At 45.3% G+C, this 20,054-nt stretch carries 20 protein-coding genes; 11 read left to right on the forward strand and 9 right to left on the reverse strand.

Translation table 11 applies throughout. The features are described 5' to 3' along the window. Nucleotides 1–5: 5 nt before the first annotated feature. The 4 genes from V6D44_RS04540 to V6D44_RS04555 all read right to left on the reverse strand — a co-directional run bounded on the left by V6D44_RS04540 (nucleotide 6) and on the right by V6D44_RS04555 (nucleotide 6,389). On the reverse strand, nucleotides 6–2,903 hold the full coding sequence (locus tag V6D44_RS04540; RefSeq protein WP_333516289.1) for an ATP-binding protein: 2,898 nt from the start codon (nucleotides 2,901–2,903) through the stop codon (nucleotides 6–8). A 4-nt stretch (nucleotides 2,904–2,907) separates the two neighbouring features. Then, nucleotides 2,908–4,134, reverse strand: coding sequence for a metallophosphoesterase family protein (locus tag V6D44_RS04545; RefSeq protein WP_333516290.1), 1,227 nt, complete (start codon nucleotides 4,132–4,134; stop codon nucleotides 2,908–2,910). Between the two features lie 106 nt (nucleotides 4,135–4,240). Beyond that, complete coding sequence (locus tag V6D44_RS04550) at nucleotides 4,241–5,500, reverse strand: ABC transporter permease (protein WP_087991235.1); 1,260 nt, start codon at nucleotides 5,498–5,500, stop codon at nucleotides 4,241–4,243. Beyond that, nucleotides 5,493–6,389 carry an ABC transporter ATP-binding protein gene (locus V6D44_RS04555; RefSeq protein WP_148964144.1) on the reverse strand — a complete coding sequence of 299 codons (897 nt, stop codon included), beginning with the start codon at nucleotides 6,387–6,389 and terminating at the stop codon, nucleotides 5,493–5,495. The genes V6D44_RS04550 and V6D44_RS04555 overlap by 8 nt, the downstream gene beginning before the upstream one ends. 133 nt (nucleotides 6,390–6,522) lie before the next feature. Here V6D44_RS04555 and V6D44_RS04560 point away from each other — a divergent pair, with 133 nt between their 5' ends. Beyond that, complete coding sequence (locus V6D44_RS04560; RefSeq protein ID WP_202328498.1) at nucleotides 6,523–6,708, forward strand: YhzD family protein; 186 nt, start codon at nucleotides 6,523–6,525, stop codon at nucleotides 6,706–6,708. Nucleotides 6,709–6,728: 20 nt separating this feature from the next. On the opposite strand, the gene V6D44_RS04565 is transcribed toward V6D44_RS04560, so the two are convergent. Beyond that, the gene (locus tag V6D44_RS04565; protein ID WP_253268982.1) at nucleotides 6,729–7,496 is read right to left on the reverse strand and encodes an enoyl-CoA hydratase; all 768 of its coding nucleotides are present in this window, start codon (nucleotides 7,494–7,496) and stop codon (nucleotides 6,729–6,731) included. A 177-nt stretch (nucleotides 7,497–7,673) separates the two neighbouring features. On the opposite strand from V6D44_RS04565, the gene V6D44_RS04570 reads away from it, so the two are divergent. The 3 genes from V6D44_RS04570 to khtU are packed head-to-tail and all read left to right on the forward strand — an operon-like array spanning nucleotide 7,674 to nucleotide 9,770. Next, complete coding sequence (locus V6D44_RS04570; protein WP_087991232.1) at nucleotides 7,674–7,991, forward strand: hypothetical protein; 318 nt, start codon at nucleotides 7,674–7,676, stop codon at nucleotides 7,989–7,991. A 56-nt stretch (nucleotides 7,992–8,047) separates the two neighbouring features. Next, on the forward strand, nucleotides 8,048–8,545 hold the full coding sequence (khtT, locus tag V6D44_RS04575) for a K(+)/H(+) antiporter subunit KhtT (protein WP_087991231.1): 498 nt from the start codon (nucleotides 8,048–8,050) through the stop codon (nucleotides 8,543–8,545). Nucleotides 8,546–8,552: 7 nt separating this feature from the next. Continuing rightward, entirely contained in the window at nucleotides 8,553–9,770 is a 1,218-nt protein-coding gene (gene khtU / locus V6D44_RS04580; RefSeq protein WP_087991230.1) for a K(+)/H(+) antiporter subunit KhtU, read from the forward strand. An 18-nt stretch (nucleotides 9,771–9,788) separates the two neighbouring features. On the opposite strand, the gene V6D44_RS04585 is transcribed toward khtU, so the two are convergent. Both V6D44_RS04585 and V6D44_RS04590 read right to left on the reverse strand, forming a co-directional pair. Continuing rightward, a complete protein-coding gene (locus V6D44_RS04585) occupies nucleotides 9,789–11,294 on the reverse strand; it encodes a coproporphyrinogen III oxidase (RefSeq protein WP_253268981.1) in 1,506 nt (501 codons plus the stop codon). Nucleotides 11,295–11,406: 112 nt separating this feature from the next. Continuing rightward, complete coding sequence (locus V6D44_RS04590) at nucleotides 11,407–12,273, reverse strand: Cof-type HAD-IIB family hydrolase (protein WP_253268980.1); 867 nt, start codon at nucleotides 12,271–12,273, stop codon at nucleotides 11,407–11,409. Between the two features lie 490 nt (nucleotides 12,274–12,763). On the opposite strand from V6D44_RS04590, the gene V6D44_RS04595 reads away from it, so the two are divergent. Next, nucleotides 12,764–13,837, forward strand: coding sequence for a DNA alkylation repair protein (locus V6D44_RS04595; RefSeq protein WP_253268979.1), 1,074 nt, complete (start codon nucleotides 12,764–12,766; stop codon nucleotides 13,835–13,837). A 246-nt stretch (nucleotides 13,838–14,083) separates the two neighbouring features. On the opposite strand, the gene V6D44_RS04600 is transcribed toward V6D44_RS04595, so the two are convergent. Then, nucleotides 14,084–14,437, reverse strand: coding sequence for a YlbF family regulator (locus V6D44_RS04600; protein ID WP_087991226.1), 354 nt, complete (start codon nucleotides 14,435–14,437; stop codon nucleotides 14,084–14,086). A gap of 92 nt (nucleotides 14,438–14,529) precedes the next feature. Next, nucleotides 14,530–15,663, reverse strand: coding sequence for a DUF445 domain-containing protein (locus V6D44_RS04605; RefSeq protein ID WP_253268978.1), 1,134 nt, complete (start codon nucleotides 15,661–15,663; stop codon nucleotides 14,530–14,532). Nucleotides 15,664–15,929: 266 nt separating this feature from the next. Here V6D44_RS04605 and spaC point away from each other — a divergent pair, with 266 nt between their 5' ends. From spaC to V6D44_RS04635, 6 genes are all read left to right on the forward strand, one after another. Further along, on the forward strand, nucleotides 15,930–17,021 hold the full coding sequence (gene spaC, locus V6D44_RS04610; protein ID WP_087991224.1) for a spore coat associated protein SpaC: 1,092 nt from the start codon (nucleotides 15,930–15,932) through the stop codon (nucleotides 17,019–17,021). After that, nucleotides 17,011–18,372 carry a spore coat associated protein YheD gene (yheD, locus tag V6D44_RS04615; RefSeq protein ID WP_253268977.1) on the forward strand — a complete coding sequence of 454 codons (1,362 nt, stop codon included), beginning with the start codon at nucleotides 17,011–17,013 and terminating at the stop codon, nucleotides 18,370–18,372. The genes spaC and yheD overlap by 11 nt, the downstream gene beginning before the upstream one ends. Nucleotides 18,373–18,519: 147 nt before the next feature. Continuing rightward, nucleotides 18,520–18,738: a YheE family protein gene (locus tag V6D44_RS04620; protein WP_087991222.1), complete on the forward strand. Its 219-nt coding sequence runs from the start codon at nucleotides 18,520–18,522 to the stop codon at nucleotides 18,736–18,738. A 209-nt stretch (nucleotides 18,739–18,947) separates the two neighbouring features. Continuing rightward, nucleotides 18,948–19,151: a beta type acid-soluble spore protein SspB gene (gene sspB / locus V6D44_RS04625; RefSeq protein ID WP_087991221.1), complete on the forward strand. Its 204-nt coding sequence runs from the start codon at nucleotides 18,948–18,950 to the stop codon at nucleotides 19,149–19,151. A 105-nt stretch (nucleotides 19,152–19,256) separates the two neighbouring features. After that, nucleotides 19,257–19,382 (forward strand): hypothetical protein, encoded by a 126-nt coding sequence (locus V6D44_RS04630; protein ID WP_087991220.1) that lies wholly within the window; start codon nucleotides 19,257–19,259, stop codon nucleotides 19,380–19,382. A 38-nt stretch (nucleotides 19,383–19,420) separates the two neighbouring features. Beyond that, nucleotides 19,421–20,041, forward strand: coding sequence for an NAD(P)-dependent oxidoreductase (locus V6D44_RS04635; RefSeq protein WP_087991219.1), 621 nt, complete (start codon nucleotides 19,421–19,423; stop codon nucleotides 20,039–20,041). Nucleotides 20,042–20,054 lie beyond the last annotated feature (13 nt).

The following is a 20,054-nucleotide window of genomic DNA, read 5'->3' on the forward strand; positions in this document are numbered from 1 at the left end:
CTCTTTTATGACACCAAATGAATGATTTCGCTGCTTTTAAACGCATCCTTTACATGATCATGACATGTAAAATACAAAATCTGCCTTCCGCCTTCACATAAATCATAAAGAACGTCTAATACACGTTTGAGCCTTTCCTGATCAAAATGAACAAAGCTGTCATCCAGCTGGAATGGAAGCCTTGACCCATCCTGACGCGTAACGGCCAGAGCAAATCGGATCGCTGTATACAGCTGCTCACACGTCCCCTGTGACAGCTCTTCCGCTTGATAGACCGTTCCATCACAATGCATGACCATAATGGAATCATCCGTTTCGGAAAAATAAATCGTTTGGTAGCTTCCATCAGTCAGCGGGCGGAAAAATTCTCCGGCCGTCTCCAGAAGGCGCGGGAGCTCGACTTTTTTATGCCGCTCCAATTTGTTTCTGATCACTTGTTTGATCATTTGGATCGAGGCCCATTTTTTAGCGGTGTCTTTCACACGTTCCTTTTGCATTTCGGTTTGCAGCTTGAGGTCTGAGACCAACCCCGAAGCCTCTAACTGTTCCTGTTTGACAAAGAGCAATGCGATTTGGCTGCGAAGCTGTTGGATCTCCTCAGTCAGCCGCTCTTTTCTTTCCTTCTCAATTAATTGCTTGTTTTTCAATTCAGAAAGCGTATTGGAATCCGCCAGTTCAAGCTCAACCGGGTGTACGCTTTGAAGCTGCGCGTTTACATGATGGAGCTTGTTCTCCGTATCCTTCAGTTGCCTGCTGATCTCAGCTATTGCGCAAAACTCATTTCTGTCTTTTGCAGCCGCCGCGGCAAATAACTGTTCGATCCGGGCTTCAAAATACTGGATTTCTTGTTCCAGCTCCAGCAGCTGTTCCTTTGTATAATGAATATCTGTTTCAATTCCTTTTCTTTGTTTCTCGATTTCTTTTTCACGTTCAACGTTTTTCCGCAGTGTGTGAAGGGCGTCCGAGATGGACATATTCTGACTCTGATCCGCAGGATAAAGCATGCTGACGCGTTCTTCGAATGTTCGCCGGCGCTTTTTCAGCCTGCCTGCTTCAATTGTCAGCTCATGCTTTTTCTTCACGTCTTTTTTGACATCCTTCATTAAGCTGTATGCATCAAGCAAAAAAGACGGATCTTCCATGAATCGGAGCTCCTTCATAAAACGCTCGACCTGAGTAAAGGACGGGGCCATATCGGTTTCCCACTGTTCAAACTGCTGGATGACCCTTTCATAAGCAGCCTCTTTTTGCTGGAGCACTGCCCGCTGTGTGATGAGATGCTGTTTATTGCGGTCATCCTCCCATAACGCTTCTCTCAGCGCTTCGGCTTCTGCCGGCGACATGTCCGTCACTGGCTGTCTCGTCTCCCGGCTGTTTCGGGAAGACGGTGTTTTTTTACCTAATGCAAGCCAATACACAACCAGTGCAGCGCCGATGCTTATGGCAGGAATCCATTGCTGCAGCAGCAGAAAGAGAACGATGAACAACATACCAGCTGCAATGACAGTCTTTTTCTGTTTAACCTGCTGCCTTTCAAAAAACTTCAGCTGTTCTCGCAGCTTCGCTTGCTCTTGATGCTGCCCCTGTGCTTCATCATATGCTTTAAGGGCCGATTCTTTATCTTTTCTATTGCTGTTTTCAAGGGTGGCGGACGAAGCGGCATGAACGGCCTTTTCTGCGTCTTCCAGCTCTTGCCGGGCAAGTTCAAACGTCTCATCAAGCTGCCGTTTTCTGTCTCTTGCCCGCACATATTGCTGCACCGCCTGCTGTAGCTGCCATTCATAGTCATATGACGTGTTCATATTCAGGAGTTCATTTTCATCAGTTTTATTGAGCTGTTCCAGCCCTGCCGCTGCCTGTGCGGACGACTGGCGCAGCTGTGCCTGAATGGCGGCGAGCTGTTCTCCGCAGGATTGGTACATATGAAACGCTGCGGAAAGCTCTTGTATCAGCGTTTCTTTCGCCAACATTTCTTGATCCGGATTAAGCTTTTGCACCTGTTTGTTCAGCTCCGCCATCTTCACTCGAAGCGCCTCCGCCTGTGCGGATTTCGGGTGAAGGTGAAATTCATATTTTTCCAGCTGGTGCAGCCCGTCAGCCGGAAATTGTCCCGCCTGTTCCGGATATTGTGCCATCGCCTGTTCGAGCGCCGCTTTTTCATTTAACAGCGGCTTCAGCTCAATCGCTCCCTCAAACGATCGGATATGTCCTGCCGCCTCTTGCAATTCGGTATCTGCGGCTGCAAGACGGGATTCGAGCGTTCTTTTTTCTTCAAGAAGCTGATGATAACCCGCTTCCTCTGCTTCAGCCTGTTTTAGCTTCGCTGCCAGCTGCTTAAGCGTTTCCAGCTCTTGATTCAATTGAGGATTTCGCCCGTTTGGTTTATAGAGGCTTTCGCTTTCCTTTGTCAACCGTGAATCAAGCTTAGATACGGCTTCAGCGCCAAACAAGCTGGAAAACAGCAGAAATTCCCCAATCTTGTCCCGATTAAAGGCGTGAATTTCCTGCAGCCCGAATACATCAAATGAATAAATGGCTTTGTACAGCGCCCTGTCCGTGCCTTGAAACAGCTGCTTTAAAACATCTCCCTGCTTCACTTCGCCGTTTTCTGTGTACACTCTTAGCTTTTCTGCAGTCCCTTTCGTCCGTTCAATCCTCAACACCCCATATTCGGGATGTTCAGCTTCAAGAACACCTCCGTAGACACCGCCTGTTTTCGGTTCATATTTTTTCGTTTTCGGAAAACCAAACAGCATGCTTTCAATAAATGACATCATCGTCGTTTTTCCTGCCTCATTTAATCCGTAGATTAATTGGACAGGCGAGGCGGAAAAGTGAAAGGTCCGATTGGAAAATTTCCCGTATTGGTAGATATGTAAAGATTTAATTCGCAAAGCTTTCACCGCCTCATGTTTCAAGCACCTTAAGCTGTCTTTTCAATAAAATCTGTGCCTGCTCTTTTATTTCCTTTAGCTCCTCTTGGCTAAACCGGTCCGCGTGCCTTCTATACACAGGATTCCGCTCAAGCCCCTCCAGCACATCTGACAGATCGCCGCGATCAATGTCAGTAAATAAACCGCCAAAAAAAGGATCAAGGCTTGTAAGGGTTGTTTCATGTTCTGTCTCGTCTTCCAATGAGAGCGGCCAAATGAAGTGTTCTTCCTCCGCCTCTTGCTCCTGAAACGCTTCAAGAAGCTCATCCAAAGTGCCTCTCGGCGCCTCCAGCAGCCATTGTGGTGCGGCCCCTTGCAACACGAGTCTGACACAAACAGGGCTCCCCTTTATCCGCAGCTTCGAAAACGCGTCCTCAATCATTTGGAAAAGGGCGGTCACATTCTTTGCCTCCGTCACATCAACTGCGGCTTTTTCCCACAGGACATCATGCGCTTTCTGGAAGTCATACGAAATGTCTCCGCTGGCCACACGAACGAGATAATAGCCTTTGTCTCCCGTCTCCTTCATATGGCGCGCTTGCATGTTTCCCGGATAGATGACCGCCGGGTGCTCGGCAGAAAGAATCTGGCGTTTATGAATATGGCCAAGCGCCCAATAATCCATCCCGCTTTTCACGAGATCATCATGTGTAAACGGGCAATACGGATCGTGTCCTTCAGCTCCTGACAGCGTGCCGTGAAGCATACCGATATGAAACGGCGCGTCAGTCGACCTCCGATAGCGGACGGCTTGGTTTTCCGTCACGGCTCTCTCCTGATAACTGAAGCCGTAAATGCTTGCCATGCGCCTGCCTTCCTTATAAAACGATTTTTCTTCAGGTACAGCGGACGAAAAAACATGGACATTCTCAGGCCATTCAATCGGCATCCACTCCCCGCCAAGATGATCGTGGTTCCCAAAGATCACATAAACTGAAATCCCGCACTCTCTGAGTCTTTCAAACTGTTTTCTTAAAAAGAGCTGGGCCTTTAAACTTCGATTGGCTTCGTCGAACAGGTCCCCCGCCAGCAAAATGAAATCAACGTTTTCTCTCACTGCGGCATCTATCATATGTCTCACGCTTGCAAACGTGCTTTCTTTGATCCGGGCAAAAATCGGTTCCGGCAGATGCGATATCCCGTAAAACGGGCTGTCGAGATGTAGATCTGCCGCATGAATAAAGGTTAGATCAGTCAACATTCTGCTCCTTTCCAGGATGAAGTACCCTTATTTTAGCACCGATTTCTGGCGAATGCACGTTCTGTCAATAAAGAAACAGCCCGAGGATCCTCAGGCTGTTTTTCAATCAGTTTTTCGCTAAACGAAGCGCTTGTTTGATCGCTTTGAACGCGCTTGAATTGCCGTAAATCAACACACCGCCTTTGTAAATTCTGGCGCCGATGACAGCCAGTATGACAATGGTGAGCAGTGTGATTCCGATACCGGCAGCAGCCTGCCAGAACGGAATATCAAGCATGCCGACGCGCAAAAACATAATCATTGGCGTAAAAAACGGAATAAACGAGGTTACCGTAATGAATCCTGCGTCAGGTGCATTCAAGCCGAACATCGCAATCATAAAACCGGCGACAACCAAAAGTGTCATTGGCGTGATCGTTTGCTGCACGTCCTCTATTCTGCTGACGACACTGCCGAGAAACGCGGCGAGTGTCGCGTATAAAAAGTATCCGAGCAAAAAGAAAATCACAGCATAGATGACAGTGGCTGCTGAAACGTCGGTCAGATTAAGGAATCCTCCGACAGATGAAGCTGTTTCGCTCGTTTTGTTCAGCTTTAGCGACAATGAGCCAGCGGCTATGATGACAGCAAGCTGCGTCATTCCGACGAGCCCGATGCCAAGCAGCTTTGCAAACATCTGCTGGATCGGCGGCATGCTCGAGATCAGGATTTCCATGACACGCGAGGATTTTTCGGTTGCGACCTCCATCGCAATCATACTGGCATACATAATGACTGAGAAATAAATGACAAACAGCATAATGTAAACAAGCCCCGCTGTCTGGCCAAGCTCTTCCTCAGACTTCGCCCCCTCTTTCAGCGTCTCCTGCCCGACAGTAACGGGCGCATAAAGACTGCTGATCGTTTCCTGCGAGACACCGAGATCCGCTGTTCCGACAGCCGTTTTGGTTTGCGTCAGCGCCTGCTGCAGCGTATGGTACGTGCTATCATCAGAAATCGTTAACGCTTTATAAGTTCCTGAAATGGCCCCTTTTTCATCTCGTTTGATGATGAGCATGCCATCGAGCGCTTCATCTTTGACTTGCTTTGTGACCTCATCCTCCGATTGCTTCGACTGCTTCACATCTAGACCGCCGTCTGTATCCACCGCTTTCAGCTGGTTCGAGAAAATCGGATATAATTCGTTTGTTTCATCAACAACGGCGATTTTTTCTTTCGTATCATCACCTTGAAACATAGAAATGATCGACTCCATATTCGTTACAACTAAAACAAGCAGTACCGTGATGACAGTCGAGATAATAAAGGATTTTGCCATTATTTTATTTTTATATGTATGAGAAAGCATGAGCCAAAATTTATTCATAGACGGCACCCACCTTTTCTATAAAAATATCGTGCAGTGACGGCTCTTCAAGCTCAAACTTTCTAATAAACCCTTTTCCTTGGAGCATGGCAAAGATCTCTTGAGAAATATCTTCATTAGCGATCTGCAGCTTGACGCCGCCAGCCGTTTCCTTCCATTTGAGAATGCCTTCATGAGACTGCAAAAAACGCAGATCGTCATCGGAGTGGATCGTGACATTTTTCTTGCCGAAGGAACGCTTGATCTCCTTCAGCCTGCCTTGCACAACCGGCTTTCCTTTCTGTAATATACACAGGTGCTCACAAAGCTCCTCCACATGCTCCATCCGGTGGCTGGAAAATAAAATAGAAACACCGCTGTTTTTAAGAGAAATCACAGACTCTTTTAACAGCTCAACATTGACAGGGTCCAGACCGCTGAACGGTTCATCAAGGATCAGCAGCTCCGGCTTATGCAAAACAGCCGAAATGAATTGGATTTTCTGCTGGTTTCCCTTCGAAAGCTCTTCCACCTTCTTATTCTCGTAATCTGTTATATTGAAGCGTTCAAGCCATGTGCCGAGCTCTTTTACAGCCTCCTGCTTCTCCATCCCTTTTAATCTGGCAAGATAGACAAGCTGATCTTTCACCTTCATTTTCGGATAAAGGCCCCGCTCTTCCGGCAAATAACCGATTTTGTTGCTGATATTGTAATTCACAGGACGGCCTTTCCAGCTGATTGAGCCCTCCGTAATGCTTAATAAACCAAGGATCATGCGAAACGTCGTCGTTTTTCCCGCTCCGTTTGCGCCTAAAAGACCGAACATTTGCTGCTCCGGAATGTCTAAGTCCAATCCGTCAACAGCTTTATAATCTCCAAATGTCTTCGTTACGTGATCAATCTTAAGCACCAAATCTCCTCCTTCCCTGACCCATTATATACTAATTTTGGATCAAACTTAATAAAGGATTTTGAATTCTTTTTTAGAATATAAATATAAATGAAGAAAGACTGATAAACCTTGAAAATGGAGGGGAAACCTGATGGCTGATTATTTCCTTACAGCTTTTGAACCTTCGGGGGAAACACTGGTTAACGAGCGATTTGAGGCAGAGAATGAAGAAGCGGCTAAAATGCGTGGTGAAGCCCTATTAAAAGAAAAAGGGCTGCACAGTCACACCCATCGTGTAGTCAATGCAGCCGGAAAGCTGATTTTGTTTCATAGATGATCAGCTTTCCGGCTGATCTGTTACGCTTGAAACTTAGGCTCTCGTTTTTCCAAAAAGGCACGGATTCCTTCCTGGTGATCCTTGGTCCTTCTCATTTTCTCTTGGGCACTGCGTTCAAGGGCAAGCACCTTTTGCAGTTCTTCAAGCTGGAGGCTTTGAAAGATAGCTTTCGTTTCGATCATCGCCAAAAGAGGCGAGGCCAAAAGGGTTTCAATAAAGGGTCTTGCGCCTTCCTCAGGGTCTCCGGCAAACATCCCGTCAAGGAGGCCCATATCGGCGCCTTCCGCGGCGGAAATTTTTTTCCCGCTCCAAATGAGCTTTTTTGCCTTCGCTTCCCCAATTCTTTTCTTCAGCAAATAATGCCCTCCGCCGTCCGGAACAAGCCCAATGCCGATAAAATTCATCGCGAGAACGGCATTTTTTTCCGCGAGCACAATGTCAGCGCAAAGCGCCAAACTCAGACCCAGTCCCGCAGCAGCGCCGTGAATAGCTGCAATTGTCACTTTCTTCATCTGATATAATGACAGAGTGACAGCCTCAATCGTATCCATCAGCCGCTTAAATTGATCAGGGTCATGCTCTGATGTCATCATCCGAATATCTCCGCCAGCTGAAAAGCCTCTCCCGGTTCCTCTCAGGAGAACGATGAGCGCCTCGCTTGCAGCCGCCTTTTCAACCGCCTCCTTCAGTTCAGACAGCATCTGTTCATTCAGGGCGTGATGGGCTTCAGGGCGATTCAAGATAATCTCCGCAACGGTTCCATTCGATTCATATTGAATAAACTCCATGTGAAGCACCTCCATGTATGCGTTTTCTTTTTTCTTTCTCCTATACATTCCCCGCCATCCTCTAATAAACCTTTTTATTTTTCAAGATCAATAGATACTGAAAAATGCATATTGTTTGAGTGGAAACATAAAGTTTTATATAGTGAAAGAGGGCTATTCGAAAGGAGGAGAGGAAGCATGGATAAATTGCTTGTCAGTTTACTGTTAAGTTTATTTGTGGTGTACTTTCCCCCTTCGGACGTCGTTCTGCCTTCCCAGCTTGAAGAAACCACTGACAGCTATGTGCCTATGTCCTCATATCCGCAGGAAACACAGTCGGCCAAAACGCCGTCGCCGGGCAGCCTGTACATCGCAGAGCTAATCAAAGAATACAGTCCCCTGGCGCTGTCTGTCGGGCAGCTGTCTGTCAAACCCCTTGACGAACCGCTGATAAACAGGCTGGAAAAGGTTTGCGCCGTCCCTGTCAAATACCAGTCTAATTACCTCCGAATATAAATGTTCTTGTTTGTAACTCACCCCATTAGCCAACACTACATTCGGAGGGATTTTCATTGAATATTAAAGAAAACGATCTGCCGGGCATCGGCAAAAAATTTGAAATCGAAACGAGAAGTCATGAAAAGATGACCATTATCATTCATGATGACGGAAGAAGAGAAATTTACCGGTTTCATGACCGGGACCCGGATGAGCTTCTTTCCAATATCTCATTGGATGATTCCGAAGCAAGGCAAATTGCGGCTATTCTCGGTGGCATGGTCTATAAACCACAAGCACTGGAGTCCATCGAAATGGCCTTCAGCGATCTCATTATTGAATGGTTTAAGGTTGAAAAAGGCGCCAAATCGATCGGGCGAACACTCGGGGAGCTTGATGTTCGCCAGAACTGCGATGTCACTGTGATCGCCATCATCAAGCACAGCCGGGAAAAACTTTTAAACCCCGGGGCAGACTCGGTTATTGAAGAAAATGACACACTTGTCCTCTCAGGTGAAAGAAAGCATCTGAAGAAACTGATTCACGATTTTCTTTCTGGAGAGGGCGTGTAATCGGCCGATGGATCATCTTGTATTTGAAGTCGGGACTGCGCTTGTGCTTGTGGCGCTTGCCAGTGTGATCGCCAATAAAATTAAATTTTCGATTATTCCGTTTCTGATTGTGCTGGGAATGCTGCTTGGCCCCCACGCCCCGAAAGCGGGGATTATTGACCTTACATTTATAGAAAGCAGTGAAATCATCGCGTTTTTCGGGCGGATGGGCGTGCTGTTCCTCCTCTTCTATCTCGGACTCGAATTCTCTGTTGGAAAATTAATCAAATCTGGAAAGTCAATCGCGGCCGGCGGAACGATTTATATCTTGATTAATTTCAGCCTCGGGCTGCTTTACGGGTTTATCACTGGGTTTTCTTTTCTGGAAGTCCTCGTCCTTGCAGGCGTCATCACGATCTCATCAAGTGCGATTGTCGCAAAAGTGCTCGTTGATTTAAAAAGAACGGCCAATCCGGAAACCGAGCTGATCCTCGGTATTATCATGTTTGAGGATATTTTCCTTGCCGTATATTTGTCCGTTGTTTCCGGTCTTGTACTAGGTGATGCGACATCAGTCGGGAGTGCGTTTTTGTCCATTTTGATCGCCTTCAGTTATATGCTGCTGTTTTTTATCGCAGCCAGAAAGCTCCCGCCTCTGTTGAATAAGCTGTTGGACATTCGCTCAAATGAAGTGTTTATTATCGTCATTTTCGCCGCGCTCTTTTTTATTGCCGGATTCTCAGAGACGATTCATGTAGCGGAAGCGATCGGCGCGCTGCTGCTCGGTTTGGTTTTTTCCGAAACAGAGCATTCCGACCGGATTGAACACCTTGTCGTTCCGTTTCGCGACTTCTTCGGTGCGATGTTCTTTTTCAGCTTCGGCCTCAGTATTGATCCGTTTTCGCTAGGTGAAGCGGTTTGGCTTGCTTTAGGAGCAGTCATTCTGACCATTCTCGGAAACTTTATCGCCGGAATGGCGGCCGGACGGCGCGCAGGGCTTTCTCATAAGGCGTCATCGAATATCGGACTGACAATCGTATCACGGGGAGAGTTTTCGATTATTGTTGCGAATCTCGGGATAGCGGGCGGCCTGTCAGCCACATTAAAGCCGTTTGCCGCATTATATGTTCTCATTCTGGCGATTTTAGGACCGCTTTTAACAAAGGAATCAAAACGAATCTACCGCCTGCTGAACAAGGTATTTAAATGGAAGCCAGAGGTTCAGCCTGCAAGAAAACAGGGTTAAAAAAAAGCAGCACTGTGATCAGTGCTGCTTTGTCGTTTTCTCAAAAGTCTGCTCTAAATAGTTGATTTTTTCGTCCGTGTAGTGCTCAAATCGCTCATTGTACGATTTCGGATCTTTCGGATTGGCAAAGTGTGTGATTTTCCCTGTATCCCGGTCAATAAATTTACTTGCCGCGCCGCAGCCGATGCCGATAATCGTCTGCACCTCTTCCATAATCATAATGTTGTAGATGCTTTCTTGTCCCGGCAAAGAGTATCCGACATTCTCCAGGTTCCCGAGGATGTTTTTCTGGCGGTACAAATAATAAGGCACGTACCCATGCTCTTTCGTCCAGACTACCGCGTCATCCATCATTTGAGAAACCTCTTCCCTGCCGGCGACTTTGTACTTATGCTTGTTTCTTGTCATTTCTGACGCCCGTTTAAAGGAAAGAGTATGAACAGTAAGGGATTCCGGCATCAGATTTTCCGTTTCTGAAAGGCTGTGTCTAAACTCCTTCACGCCTTCCCCAGGCAAACCGATAATCAGGTCCATATTGATATTATTCATGCCGTGCCGGCGTGACAGATGATATTTCTCAATGGTCTCTTCAACCGTATGATGCCGTCCGATCGCCTTTAGCGTTTCATTTTCATAGGATTGCGGGTTGATGCTGATTCGGTCAATGTCATATTTGTTTAAAACGGCAAGTTTTTCTTCTGTAATCGTGTCAGGGCGGCCGGCCTCCACCGTAATCTCACGAATGTTTTTCACATCCGGGAAGGAGCGGACCATCTCTTCATACAGCAGATCCATTTCCTCCGCTGTAATGCTTGTCGGCGTCCCGCCGCCAAAGTAAATGGTTGTTACCTTAACATCATGTTCCTTCAGCCATTCACCGATTTTCTGCATTTCGTAATGCAGCCCCCATAAAAATGAACCGACTCTGCCCGCTTGCCCTTGGATGGCATACGCAGGGAATGTGCAATACGCGCATTTTGTCGGACAAAACGGAATGCCAATATAAATACTGACTTCATCCTTTACTTGATACAAATCCGGCACTGCCGCCAGCTGCCGGTCAACAATGTCCTGCATTAATTCGATTTTCTCATCGTGAATTAAATAGTCTTTTCTCAATTCAGCATGCGCTTGCTCCTTCGGCATTCCGCTTTGCAGCTTTTTATGAAGCAGCTTTGTCGGCCGGATTCCTGTGAGGATTCCCCACTTTTGCTTGATGCCCGTGTACGCTTGAAGAAGATTGAGGTACACATAAGAAATCGTATTTTTCACTTGCTTAAAAGCTTCTTTTTCATTCATGCCTGAAGAAAAGGATTTTGTATGCTGTTCCGTTATGCCAGTTCCCTTCACCTCTCCCGAAACCGTTACATGCTCATCCGTTTGTAAGCATTCTAAAGAAATAACAACATCTGCGAGCTCCTCTCCGCCGTACACCAGCTCGCACTCTTCATAAAACAAATTTGCAATATTTTGCAGAGGCCGATGCAGGCGGTCATCATGTATGCCTTCTATTTTAATTTGCAACTTCATCACCTAATTTATCAGATTCAAAACTTTCTTTAGTGTACAGAAATAAACTGCTAAAATCAATCCGGCAAAAAAGCCGCCGCACCTGTCAGGGCGCGAGCGGCTTTATTTACACACGTTTCATGTGGAACTTATCAAGAAATCCTTTTCGCTGCTGCATTCGGAAATATTCCTTCATCATGTAAGCGACACCCTGCTCGTCATTGCACCTTGTGACCCAATCAGCCTTTCTCTTGATCTCCGGAGCGGCGTTTCCCATCGCTACCCCAAGACCGGCAAGTTCAATCATCGGGAGATCGTCATACTGATGCCCGATGGCCACTACATCTTCCATAGTCAAACCCAGCTCTGAAGCGACGAGGGCCAGACCCGCTTCCTTCGAGACACCTTTCGGGACGATATTCAGCTTCTCATCGTTTACGCGAATAACGTCAACTGCAGAGAAGGCTTTCGTAATCGTTTCTGTAATGTCAAGCTGAATGTCGTGCTCCGTGTACACCTCGATGACAGGCGCACTCACCGGCTCATCCATGAGAAGATCGCTTAATGATTCTACAAACTGGACTGGATAAAAGATCGGATCAGACGGATGAATGAGTGCTTTCCCCAATAAATTTGAATTCACCTTTTTCTTGTTTCCGATCGAATACTTCTCGTGAAGAAGCCGAATATTGCATTGATAGCTCTCCAGCACTTGAACAATATTAAAGGTGTGATCGTCAGAAATTCTTTTTTCAAACAACGGAGCGTCTATTTTCTCAGCGATGTATGCCCCGCTATGAGTGATCAGCTTGGCATCAAGCTTCAGCGATTTTGCTATTTTCTGTGCTGAACGAAAATGACGGTTGGTTACGAGTGTGACATAAATCCCTTTTTTCTTAACATATTCGATCGCGTCTTTCGTTGCCTGATGAATCTTTCCGTTCGACCGAAGAAGCGCTCCATCTATATTTAAGGCAAGCAATTGTTTTGACACAGAGATGTCCCCCTCCTTGATGACTGTACTTGTGTATAGGATATGACCCTGTCTCTGTGTTTAGAACAACCTTTTCTGCCAAGCAAAAAAAGCCTGACTCAGCAGACTTTATGTATGGCATGATGATAGGATACGATCGAAGCTGCCATTCTCCCTAATATCGTTATTTCGATTTACGAAAAATCATGTATCAGGAACCCCTTGTTTGACCAATGACGCGCTCCGAACACTTACTCTCTCTGTTGCTTATCCCCTCTATATAACGGCATGATATGCGACCGTATCCAATTGAAACCAGGTAAGTGTAGGCGCTTTCAATGCTATTATCTCAGTTTTTCTTGCTGATGACAAGGGTTTTTTTAACTAAAAAAATCAACCAAATGTTGTATTCCTGAGGTAGGATTTATTGTTATTTTTTTGGAATCGAACACTTGATTCGGAACATACATTCCCATATAATATATATAATAAACAAAAAAGCGGTGATCAGATGGCTGATTTAAAAGAAGTATATAATGAAGAACTGATATTTCAATTGATACATCGTATAATGGAATCCTATCCTGATTTTAACAAAGACAAATTCGAAGAACAATTGCTTCAGGAAGACTGGCCTGAACTCGCTTTAAAAGAGCGGATGCGCCGCATTACAGCTTCCTTATACGAAACGCTGCCAAAACATTACGGTGAAGCGCTCGCGATTTTACGGAATGCAGCCCCTCATTTCAAAGGACTCAGCGGAATTCTATTCCCTGATTATGTGGAACAGTACGGGTTAGCGCATTGGGAAGAATCAATAAAGGCGTTGGAATACTTTACACACTATTCTACCTCAGAATTTGCTGTGAGGCCTTTTTTGCTTTTAGATCAAGAAAAAATGATCCAGCAATTGCTTGCATGGTCTGAACATGAAAATGAACACGTGAGAAGACTTGCGAGCGAAGGAAGCAGGCCCCGCCTGCCATGGGGAAAATCGATACCCGCTTTAAAATCGGACCCTGCCCCCGTTCTGCCGATCCTTGAAAAACTGATGCAGGACGAGTCCTTGTATGTAAGGAAAAGCGTGGCCAACAGCCTTAATGATATATCAAAAACGCATCCTCATTTGCTGAAAAAAATCGCAGATCAATGGCACGGAACACACCCCTACACCGATTGGATCATCAAACACGCCTATCGAACCTTATTAAAAAAGGGCGATAAACAGGCCTTACAGCTTTTTGGTTATGAAAATGCTGATTCGATCCAATTACATGATTTAACATGCCAATCCAGCCGTATAGCTATTGGCGAAAACCTCGAATTCTCTTTCTATATTCATTCAGAAAGGGATCAAAAAGTAAGAATTGAGTACGCAATTGATTTTATAAAAGCAAGGGGTCAGCGTCATCAAAAAGTATTTAAAATTTCAGAAACAAATATACGAAAAAATGAAACTAAGTCATACACAAGAATTCAATCCTTTAAGGATCTGACGACCAGAAAGCATTACAAAGGAATCCATACATTATCAGTGATCATCAATGGAGAAGTAAAAGATTCATTGAATTTCCAAGTTTGCTGAATCAATAAAAAATCCCTTCTTTTCCAAGAAGGGATTTCAGATGTTGACAAAATCCTAAAACGGTTTTCGTTTTAGGATTTTGTCATCTTTTCAGCGTGATTGAAAACCATTGAAGTCTAGGAAAGGCGAGCATCGGAGCACAGCGAATGTTGAAATTCGTGAGCACCGAAGCGCATCCTTGACAACGAATGCGAGGGTTTGTCGACACGCTAAAATCCCTTCTTTTCCAAGAAGGGATTTTGCCGATTAGCCTTCGACACTACCGTATAGCTCTTCTAAAGGCTTCATAATGATTTTGTTTAATTCACCGATCAGCACGCTCATGCGCTGCTCCGCTTCCATCAGCTGAGAAATTTTTTCGTGCTGCTGTACAAGCGCAACTGTTTTTTGAGCCTGCGTCACTTCTTCTTCTGTAATTTCTTCTCCTGCCATTTGCTTTTGCTGGAGTCTAAGCTGCACATCACGGAAGTTTTCGAACATGCTTTTTGCAGATTCATCTGCGTTTACTTCATCATAAAGGTTTTTTAAACGGGTGAACTCTTCGCTCCCGCGTAATGATTTTTCCAGTTCATACGCTACATCATAAAAATTACTAGCCATTGTGAATAGCTCCTTTCATCGTTGCCGTTTGACATACCACTCCACTATAACAGACTATGGAGCACCTTTCATTAATCAACAATCATTTCTTCTTAAAAAAGGGTGACAAACAATGCCTGAACCGCACCTATGATTCCACCTAGAAGGCCTCCCAAATAGGTAATCATTTTAAATTCTTTTTTTGAAATGGACAGCACCATTTCTTCAAGACGCTGCACCGGGAATTGATCCACCTGCTCCTTGACGATTTCCTCAAGGCGCATCCGTTTTAAGACACTTTCAAGATTGGCCGAAACCCCTTCAAGTAATGTATCTAACAATGCCGGAAGCATTTGCTGGGTCAGCTCAGATTCATAACGGAGGGTAAGGGTGCCAATCGTATTGTCGAAGAAAGGAGCCGTCGAAAATATTTGCAGCACTCTTCGTTTCAGGCTGAAAATGAGCGCTTTGGCATTCCACTTTTCGTCTGCTTCATAAAACGTATACTCCCTCAGCTTGCCCCATTCGTTTTTCAAGAGATCAGAAAGCAGTTTTTTTGTCTCCTCATTCCGCAAAAACTTGAGAAGCTCCGGAAGCACGCGATCTGCAAGGCTTGTATTGCCTAGAAACATTTGCACCATGCTTCCAAGCATGCCGCGCTCTTTTAAAAAGTCATCAATCATATTGCCGAGACGGATTTTCCCTTCATCACTTTCAAAATAATGAACACCGCGTGACAATATATATCCTGAAATCATCGGAATCTTTTCCTCAAGCTTTTCCTGCACTTCCAAAGGCACCAGCTCTTTTAATGATTGGTGCTCGTATTGGCGGAAAAGCTCATTCAGCTTATCATCCGTCCAGCTGCTGATCCATGCGTCTGCCGCTTCATCAGGACGCTTAACTCCGGCTTTTTCAAGCGCTTCTTTTACTGTCATTTCAGAAAGTGACAGCTTTTGAATCAGCTGTTCCCCAACTTGAAGAGCCTGTTTTTTGGCTGTATCGGAGACGAGCCGCTTTTTAATACCCGCAGGGGTTAAGAGATGATTGACGACCATCAGTCCCATTTGTTTTGCAAGTTCATCCCGTCTTCTCGGAATCAGTCCGGGGGTAAAAGGGACTCGTTTCCCAAACAAATAGTACGCTTTATATGGCCTAAATAGCATTTGAATCGCTAAATGATTGGTCACTGCGCCAATGACAGCGCCGATCACAATCATAAAAATAAAGGTTCCTGCAATACCCATTCCTATTCATCTTCCTCCATCTGTGCTTCATCTTTTTTCTAATAGATCATGTACCTATTCGTATTATAGAGGCTGATGCAATCACTTAGCAAACGAGGAGACTAATTCGTGTTGTCAGAAAATCAGCTTGTACATCTGGAATAGGGCAAGGTGAAGAATCGTAATCTGTAAAGTAGAATACCGTCAGCTGCGTTCGTCCTGAATGTTTTTACCGTAAAGCTGCTGACACCCGCCGGCAGCTTTTGAATAAAAGGGGGAGTCTCATCATGATAACACTCGGTTTTATGTCCTTATCCCGCCAGCATGAAGCGGATTATTCCGCAGAACTGGCCGAAAGAGCACCCGAATTCGGCATACGATTCATCCGCTTTACACCGTTTGATATTTCACCTGACACCTTGCGTGTCAAAGCATCGGTCTATCATTCGGCCAGCGGCACTTGGAACGAAACTGAATTGGCGATTCCAGATTATATTTATGACCGCTGTTTTTATGGCAAGGATTCACAATCCCAAAAAGCGAAGCCGATTGTTGAGTGGCTCAAAAAATATCCGAAAACGGAATTCATCGGGCGGGGTCTTCCTGATAAATGGACCGTCCTTCATGATTTGCAGCAGCACGCTGTGATCAATCCTTATATTCCGGAGACGATGAAAGTAAGCCGCTATGAACAAATCCATTCCTTTTTATCCAAGGAAAAAGCCTGCATCTTAAAACCGGCGTTCGGCGCAGGAGGCAGAGGCGTTATTTTATTGGATCTCGGTAAGAAAAACATAACCGCCACGTATCACATCGGAAAGGATAAGCAGACAAAAACCTTTTCCAACCATGCTTCTTTTAAAACATGGTGCAAAAAAGTGCTTCAGCATCACTATTTGCTTCAGCCTTATTTAAATATTCAAGATAAAGAACAATACCCGTGTGATATTCGCCTGTTCATGGAAAAAAACGAAGCAGGTGAATGGAATACAGTCGGAAAAGCCGTGAGACGCGGATACAAACACGGGCTGTTGGCCAATTTGTCAGGCGGGTCTGATGCGCTGACATTCGATTCTTGGTTTGAAGATATACCGAAAAAACAGCAAGTAGTCTTACTTGATGACGTGTTCTCGATTACCCAGTCGGTTCCGTATTATCTTGACGAGCGCTATGGGCCGCTGTTTGAACTTGGTCTCGATATATGCCTTGCGAAGGACGGGAGAATTTGGATCTTAGATATTAATTCCAAACCAGGCAGAAAGTCAATTCTGCGTGTCTCTCCCGAGCAAAAAGATCAGCTGTACACTTGTCCCCTAAAGCGCTGCCAATATCTGTTTTCTGAGCAACGCCAGAAAGGAGTTCTTCCGCGTGAATCATAAACAGTTTTTGATCGGCATAGACAAAACGAGTGAAAATACCCTGATTTTGCCCTCTTCGCTGAAGCGAGACGGTCTCTTGCATGCCGCGTTCGGGACGAAGGTTGTCAGATGCCACGTTTCTTACAGGCGGCATTTAGAACAAACCGTACTTCTCTCTGAAAATCTGTTTCACGAGCTTTTTCTTCCCCATCGAAGCAGGGCTGACATTCTGATTCATGATCATACGGTACATATCGGGCCGTTAATCGGCATTTTTACGGCGGGGTTTACCGTATCTCTTGAACGCCCTTTTAAAGATCGTTCCCTCTTTTTTTCTAAGCTTGTCACATTACACGAGCAAGCTGGAGGCTACTGCTTCGTTTTTGGCGCTCACCAAATCAATTGGGAGGAAGGCACGATTGAGGGGCTCCTATACAGGGAAAACGGCTGGGAGAAAAAAATCGTCCCGCTGCCGAACGTCGTTTATGACCGTTTGCCAAACCGAAAAATTGAAGATTCGCTTCTCTTGCAGCATACAAAAAAGAGACTGATCGATGAATATCAAATTCCATGGTTTAATAAAACATTTTTTAATAAATGGAGCGTTCATCAATTGCTCGAAAAAGATCCGAGAACAGCCCCATTTTTGCCGAAATCCGAGCTTACGCCATCTGAGGAGCGGATTGATGAGCTCTGTGATGCATACAAAAAAGTCTATATCAAACCAGCGAACGGAGCACTCGGCACCGGAATTTATCAGCTGACAAAAACAGACGATGGCCTGATGGTGAAACATACGAATGACGCCAAAACATTTTCTTCTATCAATTATTCCGACGCCGCCTCATTTCTGGCAGAATTTCAAAAACAGCACGACCTGTCTGACTTTCTCATTCAGCAAGGTGTGGATCTGATTGAATTTCAAGGCAAACCAGCGGATTTCCGTGTCCATACCAATAAAAACAGAAAAGGGAAATGGACAGTGACTGCAATAGCAGTAAAAATTTCCGGAGAAAACAGCATTACAACACATCTATCTAATGGCGGAATCGTAAAAACACTTGCAGAAGTATACGATGTTCCCGCTGAAAGAATTGAGGTCATTAAAAAGCTTTCCGCGGCCGCACTGACGGCAAGCCATGTGCTTCACGATCATATCGAGGGGTTTATCGGGGAGATCGGTTTCGATTTTGGCATTGATCAAAGCGGTAAAGTATGGATGTTTGAAGCGAATTCGCGTCCGGGCCGCAGTATTTTTTCTCATCCGAATTTGCATCATGTTGATTCTCTGACAAAACGAAGAAGCTTTGAGTACGCGTCATATTTATCCGAGAAGGCGATCACCACCCCTGAAGCGCTATGGCCTTCGTAATCTGTCCGCTTTTTTGATAAAGCGGGCTTATCTTTATCCATCGCTGGGACAAACTGCATCACAAAGACCTTAATGATGTTCTAAAACAGTGATACAATGAAAATAATTCGTTCGTCATCAGGTCAATTGATATCAATGTTAAGGAGCGTGGCCGTCATGATTTCGCATTTCAGCTGGAAACCTTTGTTCCAAAAAGAAAAGCTTCCGGGATGGAGAATTTCGTTTTATTATAAAGGAACCCATTATGAGGGCATCTATCATAAAAGCGGAGAAATTGAATGGGGAGATATGTTTCCCGCCCGCGCTGACAAGCCTGCTCTTACGAACGAAATACATGAACTGATGCTTTTTCATATTTATGACTAGCTTAGCCTGAACGGCTAAGCTTTTTTATGCTTTCTCAACATTTACCACTCAATTTTCCGTATGCGTATCCGTCCACTTTAACATAATACTAGTAACAAGCCGGCAAAGCATTGGGTTACGCCGAGGCGGCAGTGACACCCGAGACGGGTCCACAGACTGGTGCAACTCCAGTTAACCCAACCATACTAAACAAAAAGGAGATTTTACACATGGCTAACCAAAATTCTTCAAACCAATTAGTAGTTCCTGGCGCAGCTCAGGCTATCGATCAAATGAAACTTGAAATCGCTTCTGAATTCGGCGTTAACCTTGGAGCGGATACAACTTCCCGCGCTAACGGTTCTGTCGGTGGAGAAATCACTAAACGTTTAGTCTCTTTCGCTCAGCAGCAAATGGGCGGCAACGTTCAATAACAACTCAATATATGGCTATAGAGGGCGCGGTTTTCGCGCTCTCTTTCTATTTGTCACCCTTTTTTCCCACTTCACATATCCTAGAAAAAAAGGGAGGAAATAAAGGTGGCCTTCATTGCCATTGTGAATTGGGAGCTGGTTCAGTTCGTCAGTATATCCATGCTTCATGAATATGTTTCCCATCGTTCTGCCTATTTGTACAGGTATTCTTTCCCGCGCTGTTCAAACTGAGAGCATCCTTTTATAATGAGGGGCAAGGAGGTTTTTTGATGAAAATCGCTTTATTTGGAGCCAGCGGCCGCGTCGGACAAGCTTTTTTAAAACAAGCTGCCGCAGATGAACAATTTGATATATACGCTCTGGTCAGATCTCATCATGCTGAGCTCCCCCTTTCAAAAGACCGGATCGTCATAGGGAATGCGCGCCGCCGGGAAGATGTAAAAAAAGTGATGAAGGATGCTGAGATCGTGATCAGCTGTCTCGGCACAGATGGTGATGATACCTTGTCTGTAGCGATGGCAAATATAATCGCCATTATGAAAGAACAGCATATCAAACGGGTGATTACGATCGGCACCGCAGGCATTCTTAATTCCCGATATGAACCGGGAAAGTACCGGTTTGAAACAAGTGAATCGAAACGAAAGCTAACCCGAGCAGCCAAGGAGCATGCAAAAGTATACGAAATGCTAAAAGAATCCTCTTTAGACTGGACAATCATCTGCCCCACTTACCTCCCGGACCGAGCAGCAACCGGCGATTACCGTGTGGAGCGTAACGTTTTGCCGGAGGGCGGTACAAGCATTACGGTCGGCGATACAGCTGATTTTTTATATCATGAGCTCATTACAGGCGAGTATGCCGGATATCGTGCCGGACTGGCTTATTAATTACATAACAACC

This window comes from Bacillus sp. 0209A (genome assembly GCF_036765095.1).
Classification (GTDB): Bacteria; Bacillota; Bacilli; order Bacillales; family Bacillaceae; genus Bacillus; species Bacillus subtilis_G.

What these genes read in the sequence shown, in the direction of transcription:
- V6D44_RS04595 (WP_253268979.1), top strand. Translation starts at nt 12,764, where the DNA reads ATGGCTGATTTAAAAGAAGTATATAATGAAGAACTGATATTTCAATTG.
- sspB (WP_087991221.1), top strand. Translation starts at nt 18,948, where the DNA reads ATGGCTAACCAAAATTCTTCAAACCAATTAGTAGTTCCTGGCGCAGCT.
- V6D44_RS04565 (WP_253268982.1), bottom strand. Translation starts at nt 7,496, where the DNA reads ATGGAGTTTATTCAATATGAATCGAATGGAACCGTTGCGGAGATTATC.
- V6D44_RS04635 (WP_087991219.1), top strand. Translation starts at nt 19,421, where the DNA reads ATGAAAATCGCTTTATTTGGAGCCAGCGGCCGCGTCGGACAAGCTTTT.
- V6D44_RS04605 (WP_253268978.1), bottom strand. Translation starts at nt 15,663, where the DNA reads ATGGGTATTGCAGGAACCTTTATTTTTATGATTGTGATCGGCGCTGTC.
- V6D44_RS04545 (WP_333516290.1), bottom strand. Translation starts at nt 4,134, where the DNA reads ATGTTGACTGATCTAACCTTTATTCATGCGGCAGATCTACATCTCGAC.
- V6D44_RS04560 (WP_202328498.1), top strand. Translation starts at nt 6,523, where the DNA reads ATGGCTGATTATTTCCTTACAGCTTTTGAACCTTCGGGGGAAACACTG.
- V6D44_RS04570 (WP_087991232.1), top strand. Translation starts at nt 7,674, where the DNA reads ATGGATAAATTGCTTGTCAGTTTACTGTTAAGTTTATTTGTGGTGTAC.
- khtU (WP_087991230.1), top strand. Translation starts at nt 8,553, where the DNA reads ATGGATCATCTTGTATTTGAAGTCGGGACTGCGCTTGTGCTTGTGGCG.
- V6D44_RS04550 (WP_087991235.1), bottom strand. Translation starts at nt 5,500, where the DNA reads ATGAATAAATTTTGGCTCATGCTTTCTCATACATATAAAAATAAAATA.
- V6D44_RS04600 (WP_087991226.1), bottom strand. Translation starts at nt 14,437, where the DNA reads ATGGCTAGTAATTTTTATGATGTAGCGTATGAACTGGAAAAATCATTA.
- spaC (WP_087991224.1), top strand. Translation starts at nt 15,930, where the DNA reads ATGATAACACTCGGTTTTATGTCCTTATCCCGCCAGCATGAAGCGGAT.